We start from the raw sequence: 16345 nt of genomic DNA, 5'->3' as shown, positions 1-16345 counted from the left end.
TAATATAAAGATATTTTAGCACACCTGTTGATTAACCACTAAATGGTAGAAAAAGAGCCGTCAACTCGGTTAAGTTTGTACCCCTACAAACTTAACCGAAAGGTGACGACTCCATGAAAAAGTCTATCACGATCCCATTCATCCTTCAGTCTATTCTGACACCGGAAGAAGTGCAAAGCGTTGCCAAGGAAACAGACTATGAAGACAAAGCCCGTAAATTCACGGTAACCCACTTACTTCGATACTGTGTGTAGCTGCCTTAGAACAATGGGACAGTTATCGTTCCGGTGTGGATCATGCCGCTCGCAGTGGCTTACCTAAGGTTCATTATTCGTGTTTTTCCACCAAAGCGGCCGAAGTCCCCTTTGCTATATTTAAGGAGCTTTTTCATCGGGTCATTCACAAGTATAGCCGAGAAACACGCCGAAAACTTACGTTTCCCAAAGAATTACTCCTCATCGATTCGACCACCATGACGGTGGGAAAAACACGACTACCCTGGGCTCCTTATCACGGGGAGCGTGCAGGTATTAAACTTCATGTCGCTTTACAAGCCCAAAATGGGCAACCCCTTCAGGTGGTCGAAACGCTGGGCTCCAAGCATGATGGCCCCATGAGTGAAGCGTTGGCTCAACCGGACTACATTTTGGTGATGGACCGTGCTTATGGGAAACTGGAGCGTCTGGATGACTTCAAAATCCAAGGACAATCCTTTGTCATTCGGCTTCGTGACAATGTCCATTTGGAAAAACCTCATGCACTATCCCGTCTCAAGCCATCAGATTCAACTATCCTTCGAGATATGACTTGCCAGCTAGGAACATCGCAGTGTCGTTCCAAGCAACGTCATCGTGTCGTTATATTTCGAGATTTTGAAGGTCGGGAAATTCGGGTGGTAACAGATTTAATGCAGGTCACGGCAGAACAAATCGCACAGATGTATAAAGCTCGGTGGCAGATCGAAGTCTTTTTCCGTTGGATCAAGCAACATTTGAATATTCCAACGTTATTTGGCACGACGGAAAATGCGGTCTATGGGCAACTATTCTGCGCTCTCATTGTCTATGTCCTGCTCAAATGGCTATTTGATGCTGCTCAAACAACGTGGCCCAAACATGCCATTCTTTCCTTTGCCCGATTTTCTCGTCTTTTTCTTCTGCAAAAACTACCAGTGGAATGGCTGATCCAGATTCAGCATGTTCTTCTTAAGCGTGTCTCTGCTTCTATAAATCAAATTATTTATTCTGGTTAATCAACAGACGTGCTATTTTATATGAATAAAATGTGGTGATACACGTATAATTTAAGGTGTTTATAATTAATCTATTATAAAAACATGGTATATTAGGTTGAATTCAATTTATTTTAAATGAAGATATAAAGACGGAATGAGCCTCCATAAAAAATAATTTGCGTTTTGGTTAGTTATCACTTACTATAAGCTTATGAACAAGAAAACACATGTAGACAGCAAAAAGAAAGATATTCTGCAGGCAGCGATGTGCTTATTTGCAACCAAAGGAATTGACGGGATTTCGGTCAAAGAAATTGGAGAGGCTGCCGGTGTGACGGATGCCGCGATTTATAAGCATTTTAAGAGTAAAGATGCGATGGCCTTGGAAGTATTCGGGCAGTATTGTAATAGCTACACCACATTAATTGACTTCTATCGCAAGCAGAGTGGGAGCTTCGTTAGTCGTTTCCATCAACTGGTGGATGAAGTGCTGGATATGCATGATGAGGACCAGTATGGATTGCTTCTACTATCACAGCACCATGAGCTGTATGTTGAAGCAAGTCAGAGCCAGAATGTGCGTCAGCCGCTGGAAGCGTTGACTGAATTCATCGAACAGGGGATTCAACAAGGTGAACTGCCGAAGCAGGATGCTCAGCTATCCGGTGTGCTCATCATTGGAGCTATTACACGCTTGTCCGTGTCCAGCCTGGAAGGTGAACTTCCACAGCAGTTGGTTCCATTTGCAACAGAGGTCAAACAACGTTTAACTGCTTTATTAAGTAAAGGTCAGTAGTGACCTTTTCTTTTTAAATATAAAGTTAGTGTTTTCTAACTAAAATCATAATATGAAGGTAGGAAGTGGTTTATATGTCTAAAAAAATATTGGTGATTCAAGGGAATCCGGTCGCTGGCAGTTATGGAGAAGCGTTGGCTCAATCCTATGTAAAAGGAGCGAAGGCTGGAGGGGCAGAGGTTCGTTTGTTGCAGCTATCCGAGCTTGATTTTAATCCAAATCTATTAGGTGGATATCGTAATAAATTGCCGCTGGAACCTGATTTGATCCAAGCACAGGAGTCGATTAAATGGGCAGAACATCTCGTTTTTGTCTTTCCGATCTGGTGGGGCAGCTTGCCTGCATTAATGAAAGGATTCATTGACCGTACCTTTATGCCGGGGTTTGCGTTTAAGTATCAAAAAGGAAAACCCCTGCCTGACAAGCTTCTAAAAGGAAGAACGGCCCGCCTCATTACAACGATGGATGGTCCGCACTGGTATTACCGATTTTTCCAGGGACAGCCTGGGCATCGGATGATGAAGGATTCCACGCTGCATCTATGTGGTGTCAAACCAGTGCATTCTACTGCGATTGATCTCATGAATAAATTATCGGATCAGCAGCGCAACGATTGGCTGAGCAAGGTGGAGCAGCTGGGGCGAAGCATGAGCTAGGTTTTCACCTGCCCCAAATCCATTGGCCTACAGGTAAACCATGACGGTAACCGATCATAATTGACCTGCCAAAAGGAAAAAGACCACAATGGGAGCAACTGGCCCGCATTGTGGTCTTTGGAATAGCTCATGTTTTGAAATCAACGTTATATAAATATCGATGCAACGATTAAAATAAATCCAATCGCTAGCCCGGCAGGGCCCCAATAATGCATAGGGATAAAAAACAGACTGTGCTGGGTTCCCATTCGATAACGTTGCCCCGTTTCCATATCAACTAGCACTTTGTCCGAGTCGGCGTTAAGCGCTTTTCCCAAGTACCAGATAATAACCCCCGACACAATGAACACAAAAGCCATCGGTAGCCGGGAATCTATGGAGTCAAGCCCTAGAGCGGATACTAAACTCCCGGCAATAACAAATAAGATCCCTGGAATAACGATGTTTAAAATACCAAAACCCTTCCAAACAATCACATGAAATCTTCCTTTCTAAATTTAAATCCAACATATGTATTTATCGGTTAAAAGAGAGATTTAGTTTACAAAATGACCCATTCAATGGGGAATTTACAATGTGTAATCCTGGAGGTTGCAGGTACCGACAAAAAAGCCGTTTCTCCACATTTTCATAGCCCAGCATAATCTGGCCTGAAGGAGGAAAATCGGCTTTTTTAATAATTGAATTGAATTCCTGTGCTTATTCGGCTGCTGCTTTCGCTTGTTCCGCTACGAAAATAACAGGCTTCATAATTCGACTCAGCATATCTTGCTTCGGACGATTCCAGGTAACCCAATCATCCAGTAGCAGACCGCCTGTGTCGCCGCTATTCGGATTCAGGGACCAGTACGTAAAGTACAGGTTGTTGGCACCAATATAGTCTACGAGTGCATTTTGCCATTTCCCCTCAGTAGTAGACAAATCAACATTACGACCGCCGAATTCACCGACCAGCACCGGAGCTATGTTCTGCTTGCTGATGTAGCCCCAGGTTTGATCCCAGATCGCTGGCAGGTTGGACGGGAAGGCCGGGTCGTTGAACCATGGCTGTGAAGACACACCTGGGCCGTAGTCATGTGGAGAATAGACGACACGGTTCGGTACGTCCAGAACGACAGGATAGTTGGCTACACCTGTCAGGTTGCCACCCCACCAGTATTGGCTATTGTTTCCTTGTACATTGTGGTCTACACCTTCTACGAGAATCAGCCAATTCGGATTCACGGACAGAATCGCATTCCCTGCACGTTGTGCCGCCAGACGCCAGTCTGTGGAGGCATTGCCTGTACCCCAGCTTGCTTGACCGTGTGGCTCGTTGTGCAAATCCGCACCAATGACGGTTGGGTTGTTTTTATAACGTTCAGCCAACATTTTCCAGTCACTAATCCAGCGAGACTCAGGGTACTCGGATGTGTACCACAGCTCGGATTGCCCACCTGAGCTTGGACGGTGACGGTCAAGGATAATCTGAATACCGCGTTGTCCAGCTTTTTCGATCAGCTTGTCCATAATTTGAATCGGAGTTAATCCGACCAGATCAGGGTTTTTGTGGTAATCAATACTGTCTGGACGGGAACTGGAATCGAATAACTGATTGCTGTAAGGCAGACGAATCAGATTGTAGCCTTCTTTCTTCACCTGATCTAGCATGTCGTCCATTGAGCGGCTCCACAGTCCATGCAAGGTGTAATTAGGAGTTTCCAGACCGAACCAGTTTAGGCCGTTAAATGCCGCTTCTTTCCCGGATTCGTCTACAATCTTGTTTCCTTGGGTGTGATAATATCCTTTCACACTGGCTGCATCTGCTGAAGCGGGAGTATAGCCATACAGTGTGAAGCCCATTACGAGGGAGGCAATGACGAAAAATGTCTTTTTCAGTCCTTTTTTCTTCATAATTCTGCTTCCTCCTTTATTTAAAAGAAATTGTAACCGATTACATTCTTATTTTATGTTCAAATCTTCCATCAAACAAGTTCATAAAATTCGTATATTTCTAAGATTTCGTTCGAATTCAATAGATTCGTAACAACGGATGGTTAAGCTAAGTGTCCAGCTTTTGTGGGAGCGGTTGTTTAGGGGCTGGAGGGCATGCTCTAACTCTTTATTTATTATATTTTCCTGCTGTAAAAGAAGGTATATAATAAAGTGAAATTCACTTTACATACAGGTTGCAGAATATATATATTTGAGAATTAACACGCATGACATGCAAAAAAGAAAGGAGGGTAATTATGGTAACAACGATGAAGGAAGTTGCAGAACGTGCCGGAGTGTCGAAGAGTACAGTTTCGCAGTTTCTGCAAAAGAGATACAACTATATGAGTGAAAACACCAAGAAGAAGATCGAGCAAGCGATTGAGGATCTCAGTTATATACCTAATGAGGTGGCACGTAGTCTCAAGCAGAAGAAGACCTTCATTGTGGGGGTTATTTCTTCAACCATTTTATCGAGATTTACAACAGAAGTCGTGCGTGCCATTGAAGATGAATGCCAACTGGAAAATGTCCAGGTCATTGTCTGCAATACCGATGATGATTCGCTCAAAGAGAAAAAGTATGTCCAGTCGATGATTGCTCGGCAAGTGGATGGACTTATCATTTTCCCGACGGAAGAGAACAAGAAATTATATGTTTCCCTTGTCAAAAATGGCTATCCTTTCGTGTTTGTGGACCGAAAAATCGATGAAATCAGTGTAGACACAGTGCTGTTGAATAATGAAAAGGCCAGCGAGCTTGCGGTTGAAGCACTCATTGAGCATGGTCATAACAACATTGGAATTATCACGTTCCCCTTAGGCAAAAAAGCGATCACTACACGAAGTGAGCGGCTGTCAGGTTATCGAAATACGTTGGGCAAACATGGCATATCAGTGAATGAAAACTATATCAAAAGCGGCAGGTTGGATGAAATGCCTAATCTGATTGGACAACTATTCCATATGGAGCATCCGCCCACCGCAATTATTGCTACGAATGACATGATTTTGGAGCAGGTGCTGATTTATGCAAAAAATAATCATCTGACCATACCTAATGACTTTTCCTTGATTGGCATAGATGATGTATCCTTTGCATCTTTTTATAATCCGCCGATCACAACCGTTTCCCAGCCGAGTTTTGAAATGGGGAAAAGAAGTGCGAGGCTACTGCTGGAGAAAATTGATCAAAAAGAACAGGATCATGAGGAGCTGTCAGAAATCATCCGAATGAATCCGGTCATTAACCACAGAGAATCTGTCCAAAAACTGAACTGAATGATTTGAATAAGTCCTTTGCATCTTTTTGAAAACGTTTTTATGAATTCTATTGTAAAAAGAAAATAAAGAGCTATAATGATCTTATGATTCGAGTCATGAATACCCTTTCATTTATGTATGTCCTGATTTTAGTAATGATTGCGATTAAAGAGAGGGGAGGAATGAAGCTTAAACGAATAATGTATGAAGTGAGTTGTGATTTAATTCACAAAAATGATTCTGCTTCTTTTTACATTCCCGGAAGGGAAATTTTTTTCGTGTATTACTAAATCGATTTAGTAAGAATGGAAAATAAATAAAAGAAAGTCGGAGATCACTATGGAAATGTTTATGAGTATTATCAGGGAGCCATCCATCATTATCGCGATTGTGACATTACTCGGCCTTATATTCCAGAGAAAGAAAGTATCAGAAATCATTACGGGAACTACCCTTTCTTTTATGGGCTTCACCATGATCAAGGTCGGCGGCGGCATTTTAGGTGGCGTTCTCACTAACTTCAGCCAAATTTTTTCTTATGCGTTCAACCTTAAAGGTGTCGTACCCAGCAATGAAGCCATTATGGCACTGACCATTGATCAGATCGGGGCGGACGCTGCGCTCATTCTGCTCTTTTCCATGATTCTTAATATCGTGCTTGCACGTCTGACCAAGTTCAAGTACATTTATTTGTCTCTTCACTTGATTTTGTTTATGAGCTTTGCCGCTACAGCCGTTATGAAAGGTCTGGGTCTCAGTTCGCTGACTACGATCATCGTCGGTTCAGTGATAATTGGGAGCTATATGGCGGTGTTTCCTTACCTACTCCGGAATGCCAGCAAAAACATTATTAAATCGGATGAATATACGATTGCTCATGCTTCCATGACCTCTTACATTCTAGGTACCTATTTAGGGAAAGTTTTTGGCAACCGTGAAAATGACACCGAAAATGTGAAAATTAATGACCGCATCAGTTTTTTGCGCGACCCCAATGTTGCAACGACCTTGACGATGCTTGTGCTTTTACTGGTATCTGGACTGGTTGCTGGTTCTGATTATGTCAGCAAATTATCGGATGGCAAAGAATATATCGTCTTCATCCTCGAACAGTCAGCTATTTTTGCTGCGGGCTTGTATATCGCAAAAGCAGGTGTTAAGCTTTTTACAACTGAAATTGTACCCGCTTTCAAAGGCTTCTCCCAAGTGTTCGCACCTGGAGCAATCCCTGGTGTGGATGTTCTGGTACTGTTCGATAAATCACCCAATTCCGCGTTGGTAGGCTTCTTGGTCAGCTTCTTCACAGGCGTTGCCTGCGTCTTTCTTTTCCCGTTTATCGGATTGCCTGTCATTGTGCCGGGGATCATGGCCTGTTTCCTCGCTGGTGGTGCAGCCGCGATATTCGGCAATTCCAGCGGTGGTTTCAGAGGAGCTGTTATTTCCAGTTGTCTTAATGGATTCTTGCTCTGTCTGCTGCCGGCCCTCACCTTGCCGCTCTTTTCCTTTTTGGGTGCCGAAGGAGTAACATTCGCCGATCCCGACTTTACTACCCTTTCAGGAGTACTTTGGCTTATTTTCCGCTGGTTTTAAACTAAATCGATTTATGAGTTTTTCCAAAATAACTTATCTAAATCATTTGTGCTTAAAAAGAGGAGGAATTATCCATGTTTTTTAACGACCAAGATATTCAAATTGACATCGTTGACAGTAATACCACCCGGAAAGTGCTGGCCCACAGCGACCAGCTTATGTATGTCAAAGTGATATTTGCTAAAGCCCAAACAGGGGAGATCCTGTTGCATAAGCATGTCCATGAACAAGTCACTTATGTAATAAAGGGAAGTTTTAAATTCATGATCGATAATGGCGAAACAAAGGAAGTCCAGACCGTCAAAGAAGGAGACAGCATCCATTTTCCATCCGATACTCTTCATGGCTGTATCCCACTGGAGGATGGCGGTATTCTGCTAGATGCATTTACACCAGCACGTGCAGATTTTCTGTAAAATTCCCTTACAAAATACGGTTTATCTACCCCGAGATCTGGAGGGATTTACGAAGCCTTTCCGCGGTAGCCAACTGAGGCGGATGATGCCTTCTGGCATGTCCGATACATTTCATTTTTATCTTTTTTAGAAGAAGACCTGCAAGTATGTTATATTTAACAAACGGCAATCGTGATGAATAGTAATATAGTGATTTTTAGAAAAGGATGAGATTATTTTGGAAAACAACGAAACTCAGCAAGAATTTGCAGAAGTATATGAGCAGCTTAAAGTAGCTGCAAACCGAACCTCCGATTGGAAAACGCGCCTAGCTGCGGTAAACGATCTGGGTGCATGGAAGAACCAGCAGACGATTGACTTGCTGACACACCGTTTGAATAATGATACGGTATATGCCGTTCAGGAAGCCGCTTACCGCAGACTTCAGGAATGGGGCGAGAATGTACAGCCGCCTGTGCGCAAAGAGGGTGAGCTTGTTAAGGGTCTGACGAAGATTCTGGTACGGATTAAAAAAAGCCTGCCAGCCGACCATACCTATAACGATTTTCGCGAGAAGCTGCACAAGATGAGAGTCGATATTTATGACATCTATGAAGGCGACAAGGGTGCTGAATTTGATCAGTGGCTGGAGCAAAAATGGGCTTCGTTATCCACAAGATAACGCCTGAACCCTGTAATTGAATGCATTTTTAAGGATGGTTGCTGGTGATGCAGACAGAGCCTTAACAAGGATAAGGGATTATCTTTGTTAAGGCTTTTTTATATATATACTTCAGCAATATGGTACGATGGGATCGGATTATTTTAGTGTGTACATGGGAGGGACTAACATGAGCAAGGCGAAGCTGTGTTTTATCGGGGCTGGCTTTCACGCTTCAACGAACATATATCCTGCTGTTATTGGTGCAGGTGCTGAAATTCAGGCGATTGCGACTAGAGATTTAAGCAGATCGAAGACAGCACTTCAGCGGTTTGGAAGTAGTGGCACACCTTATGACAATTACAAGGCTATGCTGGAGCAGGAAGACTGTGATGGAGTTGTCGTGATTGCACAAGCGGCGGATCATCCTTCGCTCGTACTAGACTGCATTAAGGCTGGAAAACATGTCTTTGTAGATAAGCCACTGGGTTGGAATGCGGAGGAAGCGGCCCAAATTGCAGATGCGGCAGAAGCAGCAGGCGTTGTTCTGATGGTCGGCTTCATGAAGCGCTACGCACCTGTATACATAAAATTAAAAGAATGGATTGAGGGTGGCTCGCTTGGAGCCGCACGCTCATTTCAGGCAAAATTTCTCGTGGACAGTACCCTGTTTTGTAAAACCGGCGAAGATTTCATAAAGCTGGCGGCGGTTCATATGGTCGACCTGGTACGTTATTTGTTCGGGGAAGTGGTACAGGTTACCGGATTTGCGAACGATAACGGTGAGTGTATTTCCCATACGATTGCCCTGAAATTTGAAAATGGTGTAGTGGGCAGCCTATACTTCGCAGGTATGACAGCATGGACGCGTGAGAGTGAAGGGATCACGGTAACCTTTGATCACGGTTTTGCGAACGCGGATGAAGTGAACACACTGATCATTCATAGATCGGAGAGTCACACGGAGCTCCCTTGGAAATCCCTTGTGGAAAACGATACGGTTCTGACACCATCAGCCTCCGCAATGTCGGGCGGATACCGTGATTTGTACTTGCGCGGTTTTGTTGGTGAAATTGCTCATTTCATGAACTGCTGCCAAGAAGGACGGACGCCTGATTCAAGTGGACGAGACAACGTGAAAACGATGGAGCTGTGCGACCGCATTTTGGCTGCGCTCCAATAGGATACCCATTTAATATACGAGCTTCGGAGCCTGGACGGTATCTTAGTTTGGGTGATTTGAAAGAAACTTCGGTTTAACTGGTCAGTAGATGGCTCCTGCATGTGTCGGGAGTCATCTTTTTTAATAAGTATCGTTATTACGTGTTATTGTCGAACATAATGATTCCAGAGATTGCTGTCCATTTTGATATAATCTCTGCTGAAAATATGCCAACAAAGGAGAATGATGCGCTAGAATAGAAAATAGAAAGCGTTCTCATTATCTACTTTTCTGCGATGGCTCAGGGGGAGATGGCATATGCGTTTAAGGTACCAACCATTAAACACATTACGTAATCAAATTTTTATCGGATTTATACTGGTGATGCTCATTATGATGAGTGTAGCGGGGGCGTTCATTTATCTCAATGTGTCTCACCTGTTAAAAGACAGTGCCGAGCGACATATTGGTCAGACTGCGGTACAAGCAAGCGGTAGGCTGGATGCATTAATCGGCCAGATGGACAGTTTGACGGAGCAGGTCGCGAATCACCCGTCTGTTCAGCATATTTTGCTGGAGGAGCGTAACGGGGGCAAGGTGAATTTCGGACAGCGTCAATCCCTACTGCAAGTGATGCATAGCTATCAGGCATATATGCCGAGTGTCGGCTCGCTGGAGCTGTATACCGCCGAAGGGAAGATGTTGTTTCCGATTAGAGAGGGCAGTCTGGAGGAACGTATTGGACAGGCAGACATTCGGGAAGCGAATCAGATGAAAGGAAGACTGGTCTGGATCGGTATTGATCCCGAAGACCCCCGGTCACTGCTGGCAATTCGGCAGGTGAGCCTGGTGGATCGCTGGTTCTCACGTGGAGGGTACCTGATTACCCGTATGGAGCGAAGTTATTTTGGACTGAATGGTGCGTCAGCAGTCAATGAAGAAGCGGATGAAACCATGCTGCTTGTAGATCGTCAAGGCCAGCTGCTGTCGGGTGAACCAATGAACCAGACGGATTTGTCAGGTGTACTGCACAGCAAGACACAGACGGTTCATATTGGGGAGCGGGAATATGTGAAGGCGGTTCAGCAGTCGGAGCGGACGGGCTGGTCGCTGCTGATCCTGATTCCGGTTAGCGTCGTCACAGACGGAATTACGGTTTTACGGACTACACTTATCATTTCCGCATCTCTTGGTGCCGTGCTATTCCTATTTATGTCCTTTATGTTGTCTACGTTGATTACAAGACCGATAGGTCACTTGATTCAGGCGATGCGTCGTTCACGGGAAGGGGCGTTGGCTCTGAATCCAGAACCGGCAGCAGCGGTCGAGCTGCGAGAATTGAACGCAGAGTACAATACGATGATTGTCGATATCAATGAATTGATCCATGTCATTTACGAGAAGGAGGTTTTACAAAGCCAGACCGAGCTTAAAGCTCTGCAGGCGCAGATCAATCCGCATTTCCTTTTTAATACGCTGGATGCTTTCAACTGGTCGCTACAGGAGAAGGGAGAGGAGGAGCTTGCCGGGCTGATGGTGTCTATGTCGCGGCTGTTTCGTTATGTTATCGAACCGGCTCACCATGACTCTTGGGTGACCCTCGGGGAAGAAATGGCGCAAATCCGTCGTTATCTGGAACTGATGGAGATGCGTCTGGGTGAACGTCTGAGCTGGCAAATTCATATGCCTTCAGAGGCAGCCAGAATTCCGCTTCCTAAGCTGCTGATCCAGCCTATTCTAGAGAATGCCATTTTGCATGGTGTCGAAAATCGCATCGGCAACGGCCGCGTTGAAATCAGTGTCACTCCTTCGACCAGATCGGGTTGGACCAAGATCGCGGTCATAGATAACGGACCTGGAATGACAATGGAAGAACTTGCAGCTGTGCGTACAGCGTTAATGGGGGGAGCAGCCTGCGAGAGCAAGGGAACCGGTATGGGACTAGTGAATGTGCAGCGCAGGCTCGCGCTCTATTATGACAGCACATCTTATCCAACGGACGGTATGCTGATACATAGTGCTGAGCAGGAAGGAACTGTGGTCGCTTTTGAAATTCCTGATGAATATGGAGGGCGGTAGGAATGAGTGTTTCATCCAAAACCATTGTCATTGTAGACGATGAACAGCGAACACGTCAGGGGATACACCAGACACTGGAGCAATGGGCCGCCGGGAAATACCGGATTGTGACATCTGGTAACGGTTTGGAAGCATTAACTATACTGCGAGCGGAGACAGTTCACCTGTTGATTACGGATGTCCGGTTGCCGGAATTCAGTGGGCTGGATTTAATCCGCTCTCTGGAACGGGATTCACGACGACCAGCGATCATTGTCATCTCGGGATATGCGGAATTTGATTATGTCCAGCAGGCGCTTCGTCTGGGAGCCGTCAATTATTTGCTCAAACCGATTGATAAGCAGGAGCTGCTGAATGCGGTCAATGAAGCGCTTCGGCTGGAAGAGGAGCGGCAGCGGTACGATAAGCTGGACAAGCTGGCTGACCCTGTTCTGCTAGAGCTTGATCTCCAGGCGGCTACTCTTAGTGACCCGGTACGACGTGCCTTCACCTTTATGGCGGAGCATCTTCACGAATCTATTACGATGGCGCAGACTGCCGCGCATTCACACCTGAATGCGAGCTATTTTAGTGTTTTATTCAAAGAGCAAAGTGGTTTGTCCTTTAGTGAATATCTGCACCGATTGCGGATACAACGGGCCAAGGAGCTGTTGCTGCATACCCAGTTGACGATTGCCCAAATCGGCGAGCGATCAGGCTACCGGACAGATAAATATTTTATCAAAGTATTCAAAGCGACCGAGGGGGTAAGTCCTAGCCGCTACAGGCAGCAGATGCGTACAGGGCCGGAGAATATCGACTGATAGTAGGCAGATGAACCCAATAAAAGTGGAATTATACCCAATGAGTGTACCCTGTTGAAAGCAGGAATGGAGTGCTAAACTTACAAATGATAACGGTTACAAATATAAATACAACAAACGGAGGTCTAACGATGTCCAACGAGTATGGTTTGCGTAAGCGCTCACATCAAAAATGGTTTGCTGGGTTGACCCTGCTGCTGTCATTCATGCTGGTGCTATCCGGTTGCGGTGCTGGTAAGGATGGTCAAGGCGGTTCCAGTGGAGAAGGGGGAAAGGTTACACTCAAAATGATGCACCTCTGGCCAGAGGGAAGCTCGGCACAGCAGAGCAAGCTTGTGACTCAGATTATAGATCAATACCAAAAGGATCATCCGAATGTCGTCATTCAGCAGGAAGTGCTGGAAAATGAACAATATAAAAACAAACTCAAAGTGCTGTCAGCTTCCAATGAATTGCCGGATATCGGCATCACCTGGGCAGCAGGCTTTATGGAGCCTTACGTTAAAGGTGGATTATTTACGCCGATGGATGACCTGTTGAATGGTTCCAAGCTGAAGGACAAATTCGTACCGGGAACGACCGAAGCTTATGCGCTGAATGGCAAAACGTATGCGCTTCCGATTGAATTGAATATTACACCTATTTATTATAACAAAGCCATATTCCAAAAATACAATTTGAAGGTACCTGCGACATTTGACGAATTTAAGCAGGTTGTGAAAACACTTACGGATCATGGAGTTGCACCGATTGCATTGGGCAATAAAGACCGCTGGACCGGCTCGCTCTGGTATATGTATCTGGCGGACCGTATAGCAGGTAACGAAACGCTGAAAAAAGCGATTGACGGCTCAGGATCGTTCGATGACCCTGGTTTAATTCAGGCGGCCTCTGAAGTCCAGACGCTTGTGGATATGAATGCCTTTAACAAAGGATTTAACGGCTTGTCCAATGATGAGGGAAAATCCGAGTTTATGAACGACAAAGCGGCTATGTATTTAATGGCTACTTGGGAATTGCCGAATTTTACGACCAATCCTGCAATCCCGCAAGCATTTAAAGATCAAATTGGCTTCTTTAAATTCCCGATGGTTGCAGGCGGCAAGGGCAACGAGAACAGTTGGGTAGGAGGTCCGGGAGTAGGCTTGTTCGTTTCGGAAAATTCCAAGGTAAAAGAAGAGGCCAAAGCGTTCGTTGAATACTTCGTAGTCAAATGGGGAGAGCAATCGGTCACACAGGCGGGCGTTATTCCGGCCACGAAAGTGGACACCTCCAAAGAAAAATTGCCCAAGCTATATGTCGATTTGCTGAACGGACTGAATCAAGCCAGCAGTATTACTTTGTTCGCAGATGTACAGATGAAGCCGAATGCAGCGCAGGTACATTTGAATATGATTCAGGCGTTGTTTGGTAAAGCGGTGACACCGCAACAATTTGCCGACCAGCATAAGGCTGCCATCGAGAAAGGAAATTGAAATTGACCACCTAAGGAGGTCCAACCGTGGAAAAGGTCATGTCCAATAAGCTTGTCATTGCTCTATATGTATTGCCTTCTCTGCTGCTGTTATTCGCCGTAATATATGTACCCATAGTACTGACCGGCTATTACGGCCTGAATCAGTGGAATGGAATCGGTTCTATGACTTTTGTGGGGCTGGACAATTATCAACATTTGCTCACAGACAGTGCATTCTGGCAAAGTGCCTGGCATTCGCTGCTGCTGGCCTTGTTTTCAGGCATCAGTCTGATCGGTTATCTGGTCATTGCGATGATTTTGTCAGGAAAAATCAAGGGAGCGAATCTGCTGCGGAAAATTTATCTGATTCCCATGCTGTTGTCATCTGTAGCGATCGCACAGCTGTGGCTCAAAATGTATCATCCAACGAACGGAGTGTTCAATTCCATACTGGCTTCAGTCGGAGTCCACAATCCGCCTGAATGGTTAGCTAATCCGTCCTTGGTGCTGTTTGCTTTGTTCATTCCGATTATTTGGCAATATGCAGGCTTTTATATCCTGATCTACTATGCCGGGCTGAAAAATATTCCCGAAACGCTGATGGAGGCTGCCCGGATCGACGGGGCCAGTGCCTGGCAGATTGCGACTCGTATCAAATTGCCCCTGCTGCGCGAGGTGATTAACGTTACGATCATATTGTCCATTGTCGGCTCGCTCAAATATTTTGATCTCATCTACGTCATGACGGACGGTGGACCGAATGGAGCCAGTGAAGTGATGGCCTCTTACATGTACCACCAGGCATTCCGCAGTTTTGATTTTGGATACGGCAGTGCTACAGCCTTTGCCCTGCTGCTCATCTGTCTAATCGCTACGTGGCTGATCCGTAAGGTTACGGCTACTAGTGACACCATCCAGTATTCATAATGCAGTCTTGCTAATAGATGAGGGTAACAAAGGACAGGAAGAGGGAGGAACGGATATGAAAACCCAGGCAGCCGCCAACTATCCGCTTGGAGTCGCTACCCGCGGCAAAATGTTAACTCGGGTCGGTTATGCCGCTTTGTATATCATTTTAATCATCTTGGCGGTGACGCAGCTTTTACCGCTGGTGTGGCTGATGCTGTTCTCACTTAAAAATAATCAGGAAGTGTTTAACCTTCCGCCGTTTGCACTCCCGTCCCAACCGCATTGGGAGAACTATATGAATGTGTGGACCAGCGGCAATATCGGGCGGTATTTTTTCAATAGTGTGTGGATTACGGTCATATCCGTGGCGCTGACGGTGCTGCTAGCCAGCTTTGTAACGTTTGCCATTACGCGTATGCGGTGGAAAGGAAGTCAGCTGGTTCTCGGGCTATTTATGGTCGGACTCATGATTCCAGTCCATTCCACCCTGATTCCGTTGTTCAGTATGTTTCTCAAACTGCATTTAACAGACACTTCACTCTCCATCATCCTGTCGTATGTTGCTTTTAATCTGCCGACAACGATGATGATCTTGCTGGGCTTCTATTACGCCTTGCCCCGTGAAGTGGAAGAAGCGGCCGTTATGGACGGCTGCTCCGTCAACCGGATGTTCTTCCGAATCGTGCTGCCCATGACTACCCCGGTCATGGCAACGACATCTATTATTAACATGATCTACAACTGGAACGAGTTTATTTTCGTCAATACGTTCATCAGCTCGGACGAAAACAAAACACTGACCGTAGGCGTCCAGAACTTTATTGGACAATATACGACCGACTGGGGAGCTATCGGAGCTACGTTGATGATCAGCATTTTGCCCATTTTGCTCGTGTTTCTCATCATGAGTGACCGGATTGTGGAAGGGATTGCAGCCGGGTCGGTTAAGGGGTAAAACAAATTCCCTAGGTTAGAAGGGTACCCCCTAGTGTATACATGGGAACAAACCTTTTGGTTTGTCCGATGAATGCTAGGGGGTGCTTTTTTACGCGAGTCTAGTTTGAGTTGAAGGAAATATATAAATGAAGTAGAAAATCCATAAATTTAAGCTTTTTCAGAAAATAAATGGTGAGCAAACATGTTGATATTTATGATGCCGACCAATTGCGTGAATCCATCGGGGGTTATGATGTGGTTGGTAACTCTGATAGGGGAATGGTAAAGTTGTATTATTTATATAGGAATTGGGACTTATTCTGCTAATTGACTGCTTATTTTTAGCATAAAAAAAAGCACATTCCTACTCGTATCTCAAGTGGGACTGTGCTTTTAAAAAGGCTATCAAGTTTGTGTCAAGTTTTTAGTGTT

Annotated in this window: 16 protein-coding genes; 14 read left to right on the top strand and 2 right to left on the bottom strand. The window is 45.2% G+C overall.

Annotated elements, in window-relative coordinates; all coding sequences use genetic code 11:
* Positions 1-113: 113 nt before the first annotated feature.
* From T3H97_RS18750 to T3H97_RS18735, 4 genes are all read left to right on the top strand, one after another.
* Positions 114-254: a hypothetical protein gene (locus T3H97_RS18750; RefSeq protein WP_328800549.1), complete on the top strand. Its 141-nt coding sequence runs from the start codon at positions 114-116 to the stop codon at positions 252-254.
* Positions 255-289: 35 nt separating this feature from the next.
* Entirely contained in the window at positions 290-1252 is a 963-nt protein-coding gene (locus tag T3H97_RS18745; RefSeq protein WP_328800548.1) for an IS4 family transposase, read from the top strand.
* 193 nt (positions 1253-1445) lie between these two features.
* Entirely contained in the window at positions 1446-2030 is a 585-nt protein-coding gene (locus T3H97_RS18740) for a TetR/AcrR family transcriptional regulator (RefSeq protein WP_250270588.1), read from the top strand.
* Positions 2031-2104: 74 nt separating this feature from the next.
* A complete protein-coding gene (locus T3H97_RS18735) occupies positions 2105-2686 on the top strand; it encodes an NAD(P)H-dependent oxidoreductase (RefSeq protein WP_328800547.1) in 582 nt (193 codons plus the stop codon).
* Positions 2687-2832: 146 nt separating this feature from the next.
* On the opposite strand, the gene T3H97_RS18730 is transcribed toward T3H97_RS18735, so the two are convergent.
* Together T3H97_RS18730 and T3H97_RS18725 are read right to left on the bottom strand one after the other, a co-directional pair.
* Positions 2833-3162: a hypothetical protein gene (locus T3H97_RS18730; protein WP_328800546.1), complete on the bottom strand. Its 330-nt coding sequence runs from the start codon at positions 3160-3162 to the stop codon at positions 2833-2835.
* A 223-nt stretch (positions 3163-3385) separates the two neighbouring features.
* On the bottom strand, positions 3386-4579 hold the full coding sequence (locus tag T3H97_RS18725; RefSeq protein WP_328800545.1) for a glycoside hydrolase family 5 protein: 1194 nt from the start codon (positions 4577-4579) through the stop codon (positions 3386-3388).
* Positions 4580-4917: 338 nt separating this feature from the next.
* On the opposite strand from T3H97_RS18725, the gene T3H97_RS18720 reads away from it, so the two are divergent.
* The 10 genes from T3H97_RS18720 to T3H97_RS18675 all read left to right on the top strand — a co-directional run bounded on the left by T3H97_RS18720 (position 4918) and on the right by T3H97_RS18675 (position 15932).
* Positions 4918-5940, top strand: coding sequence for a substrate-binding domain-containing protein (locus T3H97_RS18720; RefSeq protein WP_025723255.1), 1023 nt, complete (start codon positions 4918-4920; stop codon positions 5938-5940).
* A gap of 327 nt (positions 5941-6267) precedes the next feature.
* Positions 6268-7512, top strand: a complete 1245-nt coding sequence (locus T3H97_RS18715) for a PTS ascorbate transporter subunit IIC (RefSeq protein ID WP_223821938.1) — start codon at positions 6268-6270, stop codon at positions 7510-7512.
* Between the two features lie 74 nt (positions 7513-7586).
* Positions 7587-7928: a cupin domain-containing protein gene (locus T3H97_RS18710; protein WP_328800544.1), complete on the top strand. Its 342-nt coding sequence runs from the start codon at positions 7587-7589 to the stop codon at positions 7926-7928.
* Positions 7929-8145: 217 nt separating this feature from the next.
* Positions 8146-8589, top strand: a complete 444-nt coding sequence (locus T3H97_RS18705) for a HEAT repeat domain-containing protein (RefSeq protein ID WP_013311410.1) — start codon at positions 8146-8148, stop codon at positions 8587-8589.
* Between the two features lie 169 nt (positions 8590-8758).
* Complete coding sequence (locus tag T3H97_RS18700; RefSeq protein WP_328800543.1) at positions 8759-9751, top strand: Gfo/Idh/MocA family protein; 993 nt, start codon at positions 8759-8761, stop codon at positions 9749-9751.
* Positions 9752-10048: 297 nt separating this feature from the next.
* Entirely contained in the window at positions 10049-11809 is a 1761-nt protein-coding gene (locus T3H97_RS18695) for a cache domain-containing sensor histidine kinase (RefSeq protein WP_328800542.1), read from the top strand.
* 2 nt (positions 11810-11811) lie between these two features.
* Entirely contained in the window at positions 11812-12612 is an 801-nt protein-coding gene (locus T3H97_RS18690; protein WP_328800541.1) for a response regulator, read from the top strand.
* 131 nt (positions 12613-12743) lie between these two features.
* On the top strand, positions 12744-14087 hold the full coding sequence (locus T3H97_RS18685) for an extracellular solute-binding protein (RefSeq protein WP_328800540.1): 1344 nt from the start codon (positions 12744-12746) through the stop codon (positions 14085-14087).
* A 26-nt stretch (positions 14088-14113) separates the two neighbouring features.
* Positions 14114-14995 (top strand): carbohydrate ABC transporter permease, encoded by an 882-nt coding sequence (locus T3H97_RS18680; protein WP_039273005.1) that lies wholly within the window; start codon positions 14114-14116, stop codon positions 14993-14995.
* A gap of 55 nt (positions 14996-15050) precedes the next feature.
* Positions 15051-15932, top strand: coding sequence for a carbohydrate ABC transporter permease (locus T3H97_RS18675; RefSeq protein ID WP_013311404.1), 882 nt, complete (start codon positions 15051-15053; stop codon positions 15930-15932).
* The last annotated feature ends 413 nt before the right edge of the window (positions 15933-16345 follow it).

The organism is Paenibacillus sp. LX16, assembly GCF_036252815.1.
Taxonomy (GTDB): domain Bacteria; phylum Bacillota; class Bacilli; order Paenibacillales; family Paenibacillaceae; genus Paenibacillus; species Paenibacillus polymyxa_B.
This window is presented reverse-complemented; position numbering and strand designations above follow the sequence as displayed.